Source organism: Cupriavidus campinensis, assembly GCF_905397395.1.
Lineage (GTDB): Bacteria > Pseudomonadota > Gammaproteobacteria > Burkholderiales > Burkholderiaceae > Cupriavidus > Cupriavidus campinensis.
The window spans coordinates 25,748-40,148 of the sequence record NZ_CAJPVH010000020.1 but is presented as its reverse complement, the minus strand read 5'-3'; the positions used below and the strand labels follow the sequence as shown (position 1 = coordinate 40,148).

13 protein-coding genes are annotated in these 14,401 nt (G+C 68.7%); 8 read left to right on the top strand and 5 right to left on the bottom strand.

The window, feature by feature from the left end; all coding sequences use genetic code 11:
• The first annotated feature begins 20 nt into the window (after nt 1-20).
• The 4 genes from KHO18_RS13605 to KHO18_RS13590 are packed head-to-tail and all read left to right on the top strand — an operon-like array spanning nt 21 to nt 4,043.
• Entirely contained in the window at nt 21-971 is a 951-nt protein-coding gene (locus KHO18_RS13605) for a S1C family serine protease (RefSeq protein WP_144198453.1), read from the top strand.
• A 12-nt stretch (nt 972-983) separates the two neighbouring features.
• Nucleotides 984-1,997: an AAA family ATPase gene (locus KHO18_RS13600; protein ID WP_144198456.1), complete on the top strand. Its 1,014-nt coding sequence runs from the start codon at nt 984-986 to the stop codon at nt 1,995-1,997.
• Nucleotides 1,975-2,991 (top strand): DUF58 domain-containing protein, encoded by a 1,017-nt coding sequence (locus KHO18_RS13595; protein ID WP_144198458.1) that lies wholly within the window; start codon nt 1,975-1,977, stop codon nt 2,989-2,991. The genes KHO18_RS13600 and KHO18_RS13595 overlap by 23 nt, the downstream gene beginning before the upstream one ends.
• On the top strand, nt 2,988-4,043 hold the full coding sequence (locus KHO18_RS13590) for a VWA domain-containing protein (protein WP_144198461.1): 1,056 nt from the start codon (nt 2,988-2,990) through the stop codon (nt 4,041-4,043). Before KHO18_RS13595 ends, KHO18_RS13590 begins: the two co-directional genes overlap by 4 nt.
• A 38-nt stretch (nt 4,044-4,081) precedes the next feature.
• Here the strand turns inward: KHO18_RS13590 and KHO18_RS13585 are convergent, their stop codons facing one another.
• The 3 genes from KHO18_RS13585 to KHO18_RS13575 all read right to left on the bottom strand — a co-directional run bounded on the left by KHO18_RS13585 (nt 4,082) and on the right by KHO18_RS13575 (nt 6,498).
• Nucleotides 4,082-4,789 (bottom strand): cysteine hydrolase family protein, encoded by a 708-nt coding sequence (locus KHO18_RS13585; protein WP_144198464.1) that lies wholly within the window; start codon nt 4,787-4,789, stop codon nt 4,082-4,084.
• A gap of 31 nt (nt 4,790-4,820) precedes the next feature.
• A complete protein-coding gene (locus KHO18_RS13580; protein WP_144198467.1) occupies nt 4,821-5,807 on the bottom strand; it encodes an alpha/beta fold hydrolase in 987 nt (328 codons plus the stop codon).
• A 100-nt stretch (nt 5,808-5,907) separates the two neighbouring features.
• Nucleotides 5,908-6,498, bottom strand: coding sequence for a TetR/AcrR family transcriptional regulator (locus KHO18_RS13575; protein ID WP_211943363.1), 591 nt, complete (start codon nt 6,496-6,498; stop codon nt 5,908-5,910).
• Nucleotides 6,499-6,725: 227 nt separating this feature from the next.
• Between KHO18_RS13575 and KHO18_RS13570 the strand changes: the two genes are divergently transcribed.
• From KHO18_RS13570 to KHO18_RS13555, 4 genes are all read left to right on the top strand, one after another.
• Nucleotides 6,726-8,234 (top strand): efflux transporter outer membrane subunit, encoded by a 1,509-nt coding sequence (locus tag KHO18_RS13570; protein ID WP_211943362.1) that lies wholly within the window; start codon nt 6,726-6,728, stop codon nt 8,232-8,234.
• The gene (locus tag KHO18_RS13565; protein ID WP_244844791.1) at nt 8,231-9,406 is read left to right on the top strand and encodes an HlyD family secretion protein; all 1,176 of its coding nucleotides are present in this window, start codon (nt 8,231-8,233) and stop codon (nt 9,404-9,406) included. Before KHO18_RS13570 ends, KHO18_RS13565 begins: the two co-directional genes overlap by 4 nt.
• A 7-nt stretch (nt 9,407-9,413) precedes the next feature.
• Nucleotides 9,414-10,946, top strand: a complete 1,533-nt coding sequence (locus KHO18_RS13560) for an MFS transporter (protein ID WP_144198478.1) — start codon at nt 9,414-9,416, stop codon at nt 10,944-10,946.
• An 80-nt stretch (nt 10,947-11,026) separates the two neighbouring features.
• On the top strand, nt 11,027-11,467 hold the full coding sequence (locus KHO18_RS13555) for a MarR family winged helix-turn-helix transcriptional regulator (RefSeq protein WP_144198481.1): 441 nt from the start codon (nt 11,027-11,029) through the stop codon (nt 11,465-11,467).
• A 15-nt stretch (nt 11,468-11,482) separates the two neighbouring features.
• Here the strand turns inward: KHO18_RS13555 and KHO18_RS13550 are convergent, their stop codons facing one another.
• Both KHO18_RS13550 and KHO18_RS13545 read right to left on the bottom strand, forming a co-directional pair.
• The gene (locus KHO18_RS13550) at nt 11,483-13,138 is read right to left on the bottom strand and encodes a DHA2 family efflux MFS transporter permease subunit (RefSeq protein ID WP_280527758.1); all 1,656 of its coding nucleotides are present in this window, start codon (nt 13,136-13,138) and stop codon (nt 11,483-11,485) included.
• Nucleotides 13,095-14,381, bottom strand: coding sequence for an HlyD family secretion protein (locus KHO18_RS13545; RefSeq protein WP_244844790.1), 1,287 nt, complete (start codon nt 14,379-14,381; stop codon nt 13,095-13,097). The genes KHO18_RS13550 and KHO18_RS13545 overlap by 44 nt, the downstream gene beginning before the upstream one ends.
• Nucleotides 14,382-14,401: the final 20 nt, after the last annotated feature.

Here is a 14,401-nt window from a genome sequence, read left to right as displayed (position 1 = left end):
ACGGGACCTCGGGAGCAGCAATGAAACGGGTGACGATCTACGGATGGCTCTCGGCGGCAGTCGCGCTCGTGTTCATCGCTGGCGTGGGCGTCGCCTGGCTGATGCAGCCGGCCTCGCCGCGCGCGCCCACGCAGGCAGACATCGATTCGGCCGTGCTCCATACGCTGCAAACCAAAAGCCTGCCGTCGCGCACGGCGCGCGCCGCAGAGGCAGTGCGCGAGTCAGTGGTGGAAGTCCGCAGCTACGCGCCAGGGGAAGACAAGGCGAAGCCGGCACCGGCGGCGCCTGACAGCAAGCCGGCGCCATCCGCCAAGGCACCCACCAGGCCGTCGCCAAAATCCTCGCCAAAGTTCTCCGCACCTTCGCCCACGCCAACCCCCGCCCCGCCGCGTGACGAAATCGCCGCGGAAGGCATGCCCGACCACAAGACCGAGGAGCGCCAGATCGGTACCGGCGTGGTCGTGACCGAAAGTGGCATCGTCATCACCAATCACCACGTCATTGCCGACGCCAGCCGCGTGGAAATCCGCTTCCATGACGGGCACATCGCCGAGGCTTCCATCCTCCAGGCGATTCCGGAAAAGGACATCGCCATCCTCCAGGCCAAATCCATCCCCGACGACCTGCCGGCGGCCACGCTCGGCTCCAGCCGGGAGCTGGCGCCCGGTGCCGAAGTCGTGGCGGTGGGCTTTCCGTTCGGCATCGGCCCGTCCGTCTCCGCCGGCGTGGTGTCCGGGCTGGACCGCCAGTTCGTCTCGCCGGACAACAAGCAGAAACTGGACAAGCTGATCCAGTTCGACGCCGCCGCCAACCCGGGCAACTCGGGCGGGCCGCTGGTCAACATGAACGGCGAGGTGGTGGGCATCGTCACGGCCATCCTCAATCCCAACAAGGACGGCACTTTCCTCGGCATTGGCTTTGCCATCACCATCGAAAGTGCCGGCGCATCCATCGGATCTTCTCCCTTCTAGACGCGGAGGCCTATGAACGACGAAGCCCGCAGCGCTGCAGACAGCGCCAACCTGATGGAACGCCTGCTGTACGAGGTGAAGCGCGTGGTGGTGGGGCAGGACCACTTCCTGGAGCGGGTGCTGGTGGCCGTGCTGGCCGGCGGGCACCTGCTGGTGGAAGGCGTGCCGGGCCTGGCCAAGACGCTGACCGTCAACACCCTCGCCCGCACCATGCGCGGCACCTTCAAGCGCATCCAGTTCACGCCCGACCTGCTGCCCGCGGACCTGGTCGGCACCCGCATGTACAACCAGGGCACCGGCGAGTTCTCCACCGTGCGCGGGCCGGTGTTCACCAACCTGCTGCTGGCCGATGAAATCAACCGCGCGCCGGCCAAGGTGCAGAGCGCACTGCTGGAGGTCATGCAGGAGAAGCAGGTCACCATCGCCGGGGAGACGCACCGCGTGCCGGCGCCCTTCCTGGTCATGGCCACGCAGAACCCGATCGAGACCGAGGGCACCTACCCGCTGCCGGAGGCGCAGGTAGACCGCTTCATGATGAAGGTGCTGGTGGGCTACCCGAGCGAGGAGGAGGAGGTCGTCATCGTCAATCGCGTGACCGGCCCGCGCATCCACGTCGGGGCGATCGCCACGCCCGAGCATCTGGTCGAACTGCAGGAAGCCTGCCGCAAGGTCTACGTCGACCCGGAACTGATCCAGTACGCGGTGCGCGTGGTGGCAGCCACCCGCAAGCCGGGCAACTACGGTCTGGCCGACATGGATCGCTACGTGTCCTTCGGCGCCAGCCCCCGCGCCACCATCGGCCTGATCGAAGGCGCCCGCGCGCTGGCCTTCCTGCGCGGCCGGCACTATGCCGTGCCGGAAGACGTGGTGGACCTGGTGCCCGATGTCCTGCGCCACCGGCTGGCGCTCTCCTACGAGGCCATGTCCGATGGCATGACGGCGGATCAGCTGATCGCGCGCATCCTCAAGGCCCTGCCCGTGCCAGAGCGGCCGCTGGAAGCCCATGTTCGGGCGGCTGCTCGCTAGGCGCCGGGCCGGCCCGGACGCCGCTGCCCCGCTCCCCCCGGTCCCGCCCCCCGCGGAGGCGCCGCTGGGCGGCCCGCGCGCCAGCCAGACCGAGGTGCTGGTGCGCCGCCTGGAGTGGACCGTGGTGCGCCGGCTCGATGGCATGCTCCAGGGCGACTACCGCACCCTGTTCCGCGGCTTCGGGCTGGACCTTGCCGATCTGCGCGAATACCGTCCCGGCGACGATGTGCGCCACATCGACTGGAACGTGACCGCGCGGCTGCAAACGCCGCATGTGCGCGAGTTCCAGGAAGACCGCGAGGTGGCGGTCTGGTTCCTGCTGGACCTGAGCGGCTCGATCGATTTCGGCTCCGGTACGGTGCGCAAGCGCGACCTGCTGAACGACTTCACCACCGTGCTGGCGCTGCTGCTGACGCGCTATGGCAACCGGGTGGGCGCGGTGTTCTACGGCGGCGCGGGCGAGATCGCCACGTCGGTGATACCGGCGCGTGCGGGGCGCCGCCAGTTGCTGCACCTGCTCGACCGCATGCAGGCCACGCCCGCCGCATCGCCGGGCGACACCCGGCTGCGTGACCTGCTCGAGCGCGCGCGGTCCGTGGCGAAACGCCGCTCCGTGATGTTCGTGGTCTCAGACTTCATCAGCGCGCCGGGCTGGCAGGCATCGCTCGCCATGCTGGCCCGGCGCCACGAAATCGTCGCCGTGCGGCTGGTCGATCCACTGGAAGTCGCCTTGCCGGACCTCGGGCTGGTGGTGCTGCAGGATGCCGAAACCGGCGAGCAGATGTTCGTCGACACCCATGACCCGGCCTTCCGCAAGCGCTTTGCGGCCGCCGCCGAGGCGCGCGAGGCCGAACTGCGGCAGGGCTTCGCGCGGGCCGGCGTGGAGTGCCTGACCCTGTCGACCTACGCCCGGCTGGATCTGGCGCTGCTGCACTTCGCCCGGCAGCGCCGCCATCGGCAGCAAGGGGCCGCGAGCGGCGCGGGGGCAGCATGATCGATGCGATGAGCGGCCTGCCCCTCTTCAGTTTCCTGTGGCCGGAAATGCTGTGGCTGCTCGGCTTCGTGCTGGTGCTGGGGGCCGCCTATGTCTGGCTCGATGCGCGCCGGCGCCGTGTGGCGGTGCACTATCCCGCGCTGCGCACCGTCGGCCTGACCCCCACCGGCGGCGCCGGCTGGCGCCGGCACGTGTCGCCCGTGCTGGCCCTGCTGGCCCTGAGCGCGCTGATCTTCGCCATCGCCCGCCCGCAGGCCGTGCTGATGCTGCCCTCCCGCATCGAAACCGTCATGCTGGTGATGGACCTGTCCGGCAGCATGCGCGCGCAGGACGTGAAGCCTACCCGCATCCGCGCCGCCCAGCAGGCCGCCAAGGTGCTGCTGGATGCCCAGCCCTCGGGGGTCAAGGTGGGCGTGGTGGCAATGGCCGCCACGGCGGCGGTGGCGCAGGCGCCCAGCCGCAACCGGGAAGACGTGGCCAGCGCCATCGACCGCCTGAAACCGCAAGGCGGCACGGCGCTGGGCAACGGCCTGCTGATCGCGCTCACGACCCTGCTGCCGGAGGCCACCACCGACGCGGCGCTCCTCATGGACGACGACATCCCCCCGCAGAAGACCGCCGATGCGCTGGGCGGCGACGACAAGCGCCCCGGCGCCTACGCCTCGGGCGCCATCGTCCTGTTCTCCGACGGCGAAAGCAACGCCGGCCCGGCGGTAGCCCAGGCCGCCCAACTCGCCGCCGCGCACGGGGTCCGCATCTATACGGTGGGGGTCGGCACCACCGACGGCGTGGTGCTCTCGGTGGATGGCTGGTCAGCCCGGGTCAAGCTCGACGAGCAGGTGCTGAAACAGGTGGCCGACATCACCGGCGCCGAGTACTTCCGCCTGGAAGACGCGAGCCAGCTCAGGAAGGTGTACCGCGCCCTCAGCGCCAGGCTGGCATTCGACAAACGCAACCAGGTGGAGATCACCGCGTTCTTCGCGGCGCTGGGCGCCTTGCTGGCCGGCTGCGCCGGATTGCTGTCGCTGTGGTGGTTTGGGAGGGTGTTGTAGGGCGCCTCCGAACTGACTACCCGGCGGCCTCAGGCGGCTTACGGCGCCAGGCGCCTGACCGTCTCGTCGGTGTCCCAGAGCGCGTTGGCGATGTAGCGGAAGTTGACCAGCGCCGCATGGTAGCCGTCGCCCTCGGGTAGCTTGGGGCCGGCCACGGCATCGCGCACCACCGCCACCTCGAAACCCTGTTCGAGGAGGTCGCGCAGATGGGACTCGACGCACAGGTTGGCCGCCATGCCGGCGAGGATGACCTGATCCACCCGCTGCTTGCGCAGTTGCAGCACCAGATCGTTGGCCTGCGGCCCATAAAGCTTGTGGGTCGAGCAGATGATGGTCTCGCCGTCCTCGATGTAAGGCTTCAGCTCGGGCATGAAATCGGCGCCCGAGTCGCGGAAGCCTTCCAGCGTCAGCGCGCCGGGGCGGTCGAACATGCCCACGGCATGCTGGAACATCTCCGCCGGGCCCAGCACCTTCCACTTGTGGTCGTGCGGAAAGTAATAGTGCGGGGAGATGGCGACGCAGATGCCGGCCTGCTTCGCCGCCGCGAACAGGCGGACGAGGTTGGGCACCAGGTTCTGCTCGGTCACGCTCTCCCCCACCACGCCCCAACTCCGGCCTTCGGGGCTCATGAAGTCGACTTGCGGGTCGATCACGACCAGCGCGGTGCGCGCAAGGTCCAGCGTCAGGCTGGCGCTGGGCAGGGCCGGCTCGGCCGGGTCAGTGTAGGCAGGGTTGTGATTGCACATGGCGGGGGCCTTTCAAGTTGGGTTGCGCAGGTCAGCTACGGAGGAACGCCAGCAGGTCGGCGTTGAATTTTTCCTTGTGGGTGTCGGTCAGCCCGTGCGGCGCGCCCGGGTAGACGATCAGCCGGGAGTTCTTGACCAGCTTCGCCGAGGCGCGGCCGGCAGCGTCGATCGGCACGATCTGGTCGTCGTCGCCGTGGATGATGAGCGTGGGCACGTCGATCTTCTTGAGGTCTTCCGTGAAATCGGTTTCCGAGAAAGCCTTGATCGAGTCCAGGGTGTTCTTGTGTCCGCCCTGCATCCCTTGCGCCCACCAGGCGTCGATCAGCCCCTGCGACGGCTTGGCGCCCGGTCGGTTGAAGCCGTAGAACGGGCCGGACGGCACGTCGCGGTAGAACTGCGAGCGGTTGGCAAGCTGGGCCGCGCGCAGCCCGTCGAAGACCTCCAGCGGCAGGCCGGTCGGATTGGCCGGCGTCTTGACCATCAACGGCGGCACGGCCGAGACCAGTACGACCTTGGACACGCGCCGCGTGCCGTGGCGGCCGAGATAGCGCGCCACTTCGCCGCCGCCGGTGGAGAAGCCCACCAGGATGGCGTCCCGCAGGTCGAGGGTTTCGATCACCGTGGCGAGATCGTCGGCATAGTGATCCATGTCATTGCCCTGCCACGGCTGGCTGGAGCGGCCATGGCCACGGCGATCATGCGCCACGGCGCGGAAACCCGAGCTGGCCACGAGCAGCATCTGCGACTCCCAGCTATCGGAACTCAACGGCCAGCCATGACTGAACACCACGGGCCGACCCGATCCCCAATCCTTGTAGTAGAGCTGCGTGCCGTCGCGGGCGGTGATGTAGCTGCCGTGCGGCTTGCCCGCTGTCGCGGCGCTGGCCCCCTTGGCAGCCTGTGCGGCTTCGGCGCCGCCGGGAAGGCTGGTGGCCACCAGCGCGGAGGCTGCGGCGGCGCTGCCGAGCAGCAGGTTACGGCGTGACACGCGATTCGGGAGACTCTGATTGGAAGACATGGCGACACTCCTTGCTTTACTACAGGGTTGAGAAAGGGGATGGACCACTGCACGCCTTTTTATATACGACCAGTCGTCTATTAATAGGCGCAAAAAAATTTCAGGACAACAAGCGCTTGAGCGTGACATCCAGGAAGCGCTGACAAGGCGCACCGTTGCGCTCGACCTTCGCGCGCAACACGGCCCCTTCCCACGCTTCGATCACCACCGCCGCCAGCGGCGCGGCATCGACGTCCTGGCGCAACTCCTGCCGCACCTTGGCCTCCTCGATGCAGGCTACCAGCATCCCCTGCCAGCTGGCGAGGATGCCTTCCAGCGCCTTGCGGACCTCGGCGCTGGCATTGGACAGTTCGAGAGACAGGTTCCCGACCAGGCAGCCCAGCTTGAAAGCCTGCGCGGCGTGGTCTTCCACCAGCAGTTCGAACAGCTTTTCGATCCGCTCGAGCGGCTTGATCCGGGCGTCGTACATCACCACCCCGTGCCGGCGCTCGATAGACGCCCAGTACGCACAGAGAACTTCGGCCGCGAAGGCTTCCTTGCTGTCGAAGTAGCTGTAGAAGGAGCCCTTCGGGACCGCCGCAGCCGCCACGATGTCCTGCACGCCGGACGCGTTGAAGCCCAGTTCGTGGATCACACGTCCACCTTTGGACAGCAGTCGCTCGCGGATCTCGGGGTTGGCGGGTCTTGGCATGGTTGTCGTGCTCGGCTGGTATGGAGCGAAATATAGACGACTGGTCGGCTATCGTCAAGCACTGTCCGCGCGTCGATTGGTGCCCGCGCGGCAACATCGTGCGTGTCGCCAGGGCACTACCGGCAGGCGTCACGGCCCCCTACATTGCCAGCAGGCAACCGGCCTGTCGTCGGGGCCGATGTTCAGCCCCGGCCATGTCGTCCGGGCGAAGGTTGCGGAGAAAGGTGATGGCGAAGCCAAAGACGCGTACCGTGCCGGCCTGGGTATGCCTTGGCGTACTGGGCGCGGCGGCGTTCCTGCCGGGCTGCGCCAGCATGACGGGGCTCAAGACGCAGGCCACGGTCGAAGATCCCAACCGCCTGACCGCCACCGCATCGCTCGCGGGCACGCCCCTGTCGCCGGCCGCCTGGCCGGACCGCGCCTGGTGGGAAGGCTTTGGCGATCCGCAGCTCACCGCGCTGGTCGAAGCGGCGCTGGCCGGGCAGCCCACGCTGCGTATCGCCGCCGCGCGGGTGCGCCAGGCCGATGCGCTCGCCGGCGGTGCCGAATCCGCCTTGTATCCGCAGGTCAACCTGAGCGCCCGGACCACGCGCCAGCGCTTCAGCGAGAACGGTCTCGTGCCACGCCCGCTCGCAGGCAGCTGGAAGTGGTCCAGTGACGTGCAGCTTGGCCTCGGCTACGAACTCGACTTCTGGGGCAAGAACCAGGCCGCGTTCGACGCCGCGCTGGACCGCGTGCGCGCCGCCGAGGTCGATTACCACGCGGCGGAACTGATACTGACCACGTCCGTCGTGCGCACCTACCTGCGGCTCGACGCCGCCTACGCCCAGCGCGCGCTGACCGAGCAGACCTACCGCCAGCGCCAGAACACGCTGGACCTGACGCGCCGGCGCGTGGATGCGCAGCTCGACTCCGCCTTCGACATGAAGCAGGCCGAGGCGGCCCTGCCCGCCACGCGCGAGCGCCTTGCCGCCATCAACGAGATCATCGCGCTGACCCGGAACCAGCTCGCGGCGCTGGCGGGCAAGGGCCCGGATGCCGGCGCCGAGGTCCGCCCCCCGCAACTGCGCGACCGCTACGCGGCGGCGGTGCCGGCCACCCTGCCCGCCGAACTGATCGGCCGCCGGCCGGACGTGGTGGCGCAGCGCTGGCGCGTGGAAGCGGCGAGCCACGACATCCGCGCCGCCAAGGCCGAGTTCTATCCGAACATCAGCCTGAACGCCTTTGCCGGCCTGCAGAGCCTGAGCCTGTCCGACTTCCTGACCGCGGGCAGCCGCACCTTTGGCATTGGCCCGGCGCTCTCGCTGCCGATCTTCGACGGGGGCCGGCTGCGCGCCAATCTCGGCGTGCGGCAGGCCGAATACGACGCTGCCGCGGAGCAATACAACGCCACGCTGGTCACTGCGCTGCACGATGTGGTCAACCAGCTGGTGTCCCTGCGCTGGCTGGCCGAGCGCGCCAACGAGCAACAGCAGGCGCTGCAACTGACGCAGGAGGCCTATGACATGGCCGTGTCGCGTTATCGCAGCGGCGTTGGCAACTATCTGCAGGTGCTGTCCGCCGAGGGCCAGGTCCTGCAGCAGAAGCAGTTGCTGATCGACATTGAAACCCAGGAGCGTACGTTGCACCTCGAACTGATCCGCGCGCTTGGCGGCGGGTATGACACCGCGACAGCCCCGGCCTCCCCTGCCCCCCCGGCCCAGCGCGGCGGTGCGGCCACCCGGAGCGCATCTTGAATCCCGCCAGCCAACCCAATCCCGCGCAAGACCCTGCAAAACCGGCCGAGGTCCGCCCGGCCCGGCGCTGGCGCATCGCCGGCAGCGCCTTGCTCGCCCTCCTGCTCGCCGCCGCAGCCGGCTACTGGCTGCAATATGGCCGGGACCAGGTCTCGACCGAAGACGCCTATGTCGAAGGCAACGTGGTGCAGGTCACCCCACAGGTGGGCGGGGTGGTCACCGCGATCCTCGCCGACAACACGGATCTGGTCACCACGGGCGTGACGCTGGTCGAACTCAATGGCGTGGATGCCCAGTTGGCGCTCGCGGCGGCGCAGGCCCAGCTGGCCCGCACGGTGCGGCAGGTACGCGGGCAGTTTGCCGCGGTCGGCCAGGATCGCGCCAATGTGGCGATACGCACGGTAGATCTGGCGCGGGAGCAGGAAAACATGACGCGGCGCACGGCGCTGGTCGCAAGCGGGGCGATCTCGGGCGAGGAACTGATCCACGCGCGGCATGCCGTACGCGCTGCGCAGGCCGCGCTGACCATGGCCAGCGAGCAGCTCAAGCGCAACCAGGCGCTGGTGGAGCGGACGTCGGTGGGGTCTCACCCCGACGTGCTCGCCGCCGCCGCGCAGGTGCGCAATGCCAGCATCGCCCTCTCGCGCACGCGCATCGCGGCGCCGGTGGGGGGCGTGGTGACCAAGCGCTCCGTGCAGGTGGGGCAGCGCGTCAGCCCGGGCGTGTCGATGATGTCCGTGGTGCCGCTGGATCAACTGTGGGTCACGGCCAACCTGAAGGAGTCGCAATTGCGCGATATCCGCCTCGGCCAGCCGGTGACGCTCACCACCGACCTGTACGGCCGACGGGTGGTGTATCACGGCCGCGTCATCGGGCAGGACGCCGGCACTGGCAGTGCGTTTGCGCTGCTGCCGGCGCAGAACGCCACCGGCAACTGGATCAAGGTGGTGCAGCGCGTGCCGGTGCGCATCGCGCTGGACCCGGCGGAAGTGACGGCCCACCCGCTGCAGATCGGCCTGTCGATGAAGGTGGCCGTCGATACGCGCGCGCGGGACGGCAAGCGGCTGGTGGCCATTGACGCACCGGGCCAGAACTACCGCACCACGGTGTTCGCGGACGAGCTGGCGCACGCCGACGAGGCCGTGCGCCGCATCATCGAAGAGAACTCCTAGGCACGCCATGACTTCCGCCATGACTGCGGCGCCGCCCCGCCGCCTGCTGCTGACGATAGCCGCGCTGACCACGATCGACTTCCTCCAGAACGGCATGGTCGCCTTTGCCGCCGCGCCGATCATGGGGGAGATTGGCGCGAGCCCGGACCAGTACAGCACCCTCGCGGCGGCCTACGCCAGCGTGGCCGTGGTGGTGATCGCCCTGCAACGCTGGATCGTGGAGCGCGCGGGATGGCGGCGCTATCTCCAGGGGTCGCTGGGAGCGGCGGCGCTGGGGGCGCTCCTGTGCGCCCATGCCGACAGCTACGAAACCTTCCTGGTCGCCCGCATGGTCATGGCGCTCGGCTGTGCCGGCATGGTGACCTCATCGCGGCTGACGGTGAACCTGATCCCGCCCGGCCCGGCCCGGTTCTTCGGCATCAAGGCGTTGGCATCCGGCGTGTGCTGCGGCATGGCGCTGGCACCCTGGCTGGCCTCCGCCATCGTCAGTGCAGACCGCTGGCCGCTGATCTTCTGGCTGGTGGCCGGGTGCGCGCTGGCACTGCTGCCGGCCACCAGCGTCCTGCCCGAGGCCACGGCGCCGCCCGCGCAACGCTCGGATGCCCATCCGGTGCGCCTCGCGGCGCTGGCCGTGGGCAGCTTCCTGGTCCTGTATGTCCTGCAGCGTTCCTACTACGATTTCTACGCCGACCGGCTCTGGCTGGTAATCGGCGCCGTCGCGGGCGGCGCCGCCCTGCTCGGCTTCATCTGGGCGGAGTCCCGCAGTGATCGCCCGCTGCTGAAGCTGCGCAATCTGGTTGAACCGCGCTACCTGAGCGGGCTGGCGCTGTTCACGTTCTGCTACGTCACCCTGGGCGCGAACGGCTACCTCCTGCCCATCGCCCTGCAGCGCTCGCTGGGGCATGCCTGGTCCACCGCCGGGCAGTTCTATGCGATGGGACTCTCGGCGGGTGTCCTGACCTGGCTGACCGTTTCGCGCCTGCTGCCGCGCTGGCCCAGTCCGCGCAAGTACTTCGTCACCGGCTTCCTGGCGCTGGCCGTCTCGGCCTGGATGATGAGCCGGATGCCGCCCGCGCCCGACCTGTGGGGCGACGTGCTGCCCGCGCTCGCGCTGTACGGGGTCTTCATCATGATTCTGATGCCGGTCACGGCCATGCAGACCTTCAGCGGCGTGGCGCACGACGAGTCCGTGTTCTCCAACGCGCAGCAGACCAAGAACATGCTGGGGCAGATCGGCCAGGCGCTGGGGGTGACCATCGCCACGGTGGGCCAGCAATGGCTGACCACGTGGCACTACAGCACGCTGCATGACACCATCTACCCGGGCAGCCCGCAGTTCCAGGACGCCCACGCACGCTTCACGGCGGCGATTGCCGCGTCGTCCGATCCGGCGCGCGCCGCCGAACTCGCCACGGCGCAGATCGCGCAGGTACTGGCGCAGCAATCCGCCCTGCTGGCCAATCTCGACCACTTCCGCGCGCTCGCCGTCGTGGCCGTGCTGGCCATCGTCGTGAGCCTGACCCAGAAGGTGATTCGCTGAGCGCGCCGATGCTGGCGCCCGCCCTTCCCATTGACTGACGCATCAGATACATTGACGGCTCCTGGCTTACCCGAGGCGCCGTGAAACACTACAACCGCGAGAACTTCCAGCTGACGCAGAGCGTTGGCTTCCACCTGAACAAGGCCCGCAACGGGCTGCTGATGGAAGTCGACGCGGCGCTGCGGCCGCTGGACATTACCGGCCAGCAGATGGGCATCCTGCTGTCGCTCACGCAAGGCGCGGCCAGCACGCCGCTGGAGATCAGCAAGCTGCTGGAGATCGACACCGGCCTGATGACGCGCATGCTCGACAAGCTGGAGAGCAAGGGCATGGTGCAGCGGCAACGGAGCGAGGCAGACCGCCGCGTGGTCAACCTGATCCTGACCGACAAGGGCCGGGACGTTGCCAGCCGCATTCCCGACATCGCCCCGGACGTGCTGAACCACCGCCTGCGCCATTTCACCCGGGACGAGTTCAGCGAGTTCCTGCGCCTGCTGCGCAAGTTCACCGAAGACGCCTGAGCCGCAGGCGGCCCCTCAGTGGGCTGCCGCAGCGGCGCCCGACATTGCGCCCTTGGTGGGCCGCGTCAGCCAGATCAGCGGCACGATGGCGACGAAGATCACCGCCGAGACCCAGAAGATGTCGTTGAGCCCGAGCATGATGGCCTGCGCATTCAAGCCGCGTTCGAAGAACGCCACGGACTGGCCTGGCGACAGATGCATGGCCGACTGGATCGACTCCAGCGCGGCGGTATAGCGCGGATTGCCCGGGCTGGCCTGCTCCGCAAGCCGGGCGTGGTGGAGCACCGCGCGATCGTTCCACACCGTGGTGGCCAGCGACGTGCCGGCCGCGCCAAAGAAGACCCGCACGAAGTTCGACAGGCCAGCTGCCGCCGGAATTTTCTCCGGCGGCAGGCCGGAGAGGATGATGGCCGTCAGCGGCACGAAGAACAGCGCCATCGGAATACCCTGCAGCAGCGTGGGCAGCACCAGCGTGAAGGTATCCACGCCAGTCGTGTACTGCGAGCGCATGAAGAACACGGCGGCAAAGCCCAGGAAGGCCAGCGTGGCCAGCACGCGCAGCTCCGCCTTCGGCAGCAGCTTGCCCACGACCGGCGCCAGCAGCACGGCAAAAATGCCCAGCGGCGCCGTGACGAGGCCCGCATTGACCGCCGGATACGCCAGGTATTGCTGCATCCACTGGGGCAGCACCACGAGGTTGGCGAAGAACAAGGCAAAGCCTACCGAAATCGCCGCCGTGCCCACCAGGAAATTGCGGCCCTTGAACAGGCGCAGGTCGATGATCGGGTCCGGCTCGGTCAGCTCCCAGATCACGAAGAACAGGAAGCTGAGCAGCGCTACCACCCCGAGCGCGATGATCACCGGCGACGCAAACCAGTCGAGATCCTTGCCCTTGTCGAGCATGATCTGCAGCGCCGCCACCCAGATGATCAGCGATGCCAGCCCGACCGTGTCGATCGGCAGCTTGCGCACCGGCGATTCGCGGTCGCGATAGACCGCCCAGGTCACGGCGGCGGCGAACAGCCCCACCGGCACGTTGATATAGAAGATCCAGGCCCAGGAATAGCTGTCAGTCATCCATCCGCCCAGCGCCGGGCCGGCGATTGGCCCCACAGTGGCCGTCATGGCCCACAGCGCCAGCGCCTGGGAACTCTTCTCCTTCGGAAACGAGCCGAGCAGGATGGCCTGCGACAGCGGAATCAGCGGGCCGGCCACCGCGCCCTGCAGGATGCGTGCGGCCAGCAGCGCGGTCAGGTTCGGGGCGATGCCGCACAGCCATGACGCCAGCACGAACAGCAGCAGCGAGCCGACGAACAGGCGGATCTGCCCCACGCGCTGCGTGAGCCAGCCCGTCAGCGGAATGGCCACGGCGTTGGCGGCCGCGAACAGTGTAATGACCCACGTGCCTTCATGGACGGACACGCCGAGGTTGCCGGAGATGGTGGGAATCGCCACGTTGGCGATCGACGAATCCAGCACGTTCATAAAGGTGGCAAGCGCCACGGCAAAGCTGCCCAGTACCAGCCTGCCGCCAGTGAGCGGCGGGGGCGGCTGGAAGGCGGTCGCGGTAGACATGATGCGGCTCCGGTAGCGGTGATGGCGGGGTGATGGCGGAGTGGTGCCAGGGTTAAGACGCGGTGCGCGTGCGCGTTTGCTCGCCGCCTCGCTCACGCTTGCGCGCAGCGCTCTGCTCGCCGCCCTGCCCCTGGTTCCGCGCGATGATGCGGGCGATCTCCACGTCCGCCTCGGCGCCGTATTGTCGGAACACGTCGGTGCTGTACGTGGTTCGGGCCGGCTCGGCGGCGCTGCGTGTGGCGTTGCGTGTGGCGTTGCGTGTGGCGTTGCGCGTGGCATCCAGGGCATCGCCGCGCGCCTTGGTTTCCACGTCCACCTGCATGGACAGCCCGATCTGCAGCGGATGCGCACGCAGTTCGGCCGGGTCGAGGGCGATGCGCACCGGCAGGCGCTGCACCACCTTGATCCAGTTCCCCGTGGCGTTCTGCGCCGGCAGGGCCGAGAACGCGCTGCCGGTACCGGCGGAGAAGCCCGCCACCTTGCCGTGGTAGGTCACCGTCCTGCCGTAGAGGTCGGCATGCAGGGCCACCGGCTGGCCGATGCGGATGTGCTTAAGCTGGACTTCCTTGAAGTTGGCGTCCACCCAGACGCCGTCCAGCGGCACGATGGCCATCAGCGGATTGCCGGGTGCCACCCGCTGCCCCACCTGCACGGACCGGCGCGCCACATAGCCGGTGACCGGCGCCGGCAGCGTATTGCGGGCATTGGCGAGGTAGGCGTCGCGCACGCGTGCGGCGGCGGCCTGCACGCTGGGGTGGTCGGCCACGGCGGCCCCGTCGGTCAGGGCATGGTTCGAGGCGAGTTGCTGGCGGGCCGTCTCCAGCGCGGCGTCGGCGGACTTGACCGCATCGCGGGCATGGGCGATGTCCTCCACCGCCACGGCGCCGGATTCGGAAACCGCGGTGCGGCGCCGCAGATCGTCACGCACGCGCGCCACGTCGGCCTCCCGCTGCCGCACGGTGGCGGCCAGCACATCGTTATTGATATAGAGCGCGCTCACCTGCCGGACGGTCTGGCCCAGCGCGGCCTCGGCGCTGGCCAGCGCAATGCGGGTATCGGCCGGGTCCAGCGTCACCACCGGCTCGCCGGCGCGCACGATCTGCGTGTCGTCGGCATTGACCGACACCACGGTGCCGCTCACCTGCGGCGTCAGCTGCACGAGGTTGCCGTTGACGTAGGCATCGTCGGTGTGTTCGTGGAAGCGGGCCACGCCGTAGTAGTAGGCGCCATAGCCTGCGGCGGCCAGGAGCGTGGTCAAGCCCAGCAGGGCCAGCAGGCGCTTGCGGGTCTTCGGCGCGGTGCCGGACGGCTGGCCGGCGGAGGAGGAAGTCGAGGTCATGAGAGGGTCCGTTATCGAGG

Bases quoted from the DNA above. Each gene is read 5' to 3' on its own strand.
- KHO18_RS13600 (WP_144198456.1), top strand. From the start codon at position 984: ATGAACGACGAAGCCCGCAGCGCTGCAGACAGCGCCAACCTGATGGAA.
- KHO18_RS13585 (WP_144198464.1), bottom strand. From the start codon at position 4,789: ATGTGCAATCACAACCCTGCCTACACTGACCCGGCCGAGCCGGCCCTG.
- KHO18_RS13575 (WP_211943363.1), bottom strand. From the start codon at position 6,498: ATGCCAAGACCCGCCAACCCCGAGATCCGCGAGCGACTGCTGTCCAAA.
- KHO18_RS13560 (WP_144198478.1), top strand. From the start codon at position 9,414: ATGACTTCCGCCATGACTGCGGCGCCGCCCCGCCGCCTGCTGCTGACG.
- KHO18_RS13605 (WP_144198453.1), top strand. From the start codon at position 21: ATGAAACGGGTGACGATCTACGGATGGCTCTCGGCGGCAGTCGCGCTC.
- KHO18_RS13580 (WP_144198467.1), bottom strand. From the start codon at position 5,807: ATGTCTTCCAATCAGAGTCTCCCGAATCGCGTGTCACGCCGTAACCTG.
- KHO18_RS13570 (WP_211943362.1), top strand. From the start codon at position 6,726: ATGGCGAAGCCAAAGACGCGTACCGTGCCGGCCTGGGTATGCCTTGGC.
- KHO18_RS13595 (WP_144198458.1), top strand. From the start codon at position 1,975: ATGTTCGGGCGGCTGCTCGCTAGGCGCCGGGCCGGCCCGGACGCCGCT.
- KHO18_RS13545 (WP_244844790.1), bottom strand. From the start codon at position 14,381: ATGACCTCGACTTCCTCCTCCGCCGGCCAGCCGTCCGGCACCGCGCCG.
- KHO18_RS13590 (WP_144198461.1), top strand. From the start codon at position 2,988: ATGATCGATGCGATGAGCGGCCTGCCCCTCTTCAGTTTCCTGTGGCCG.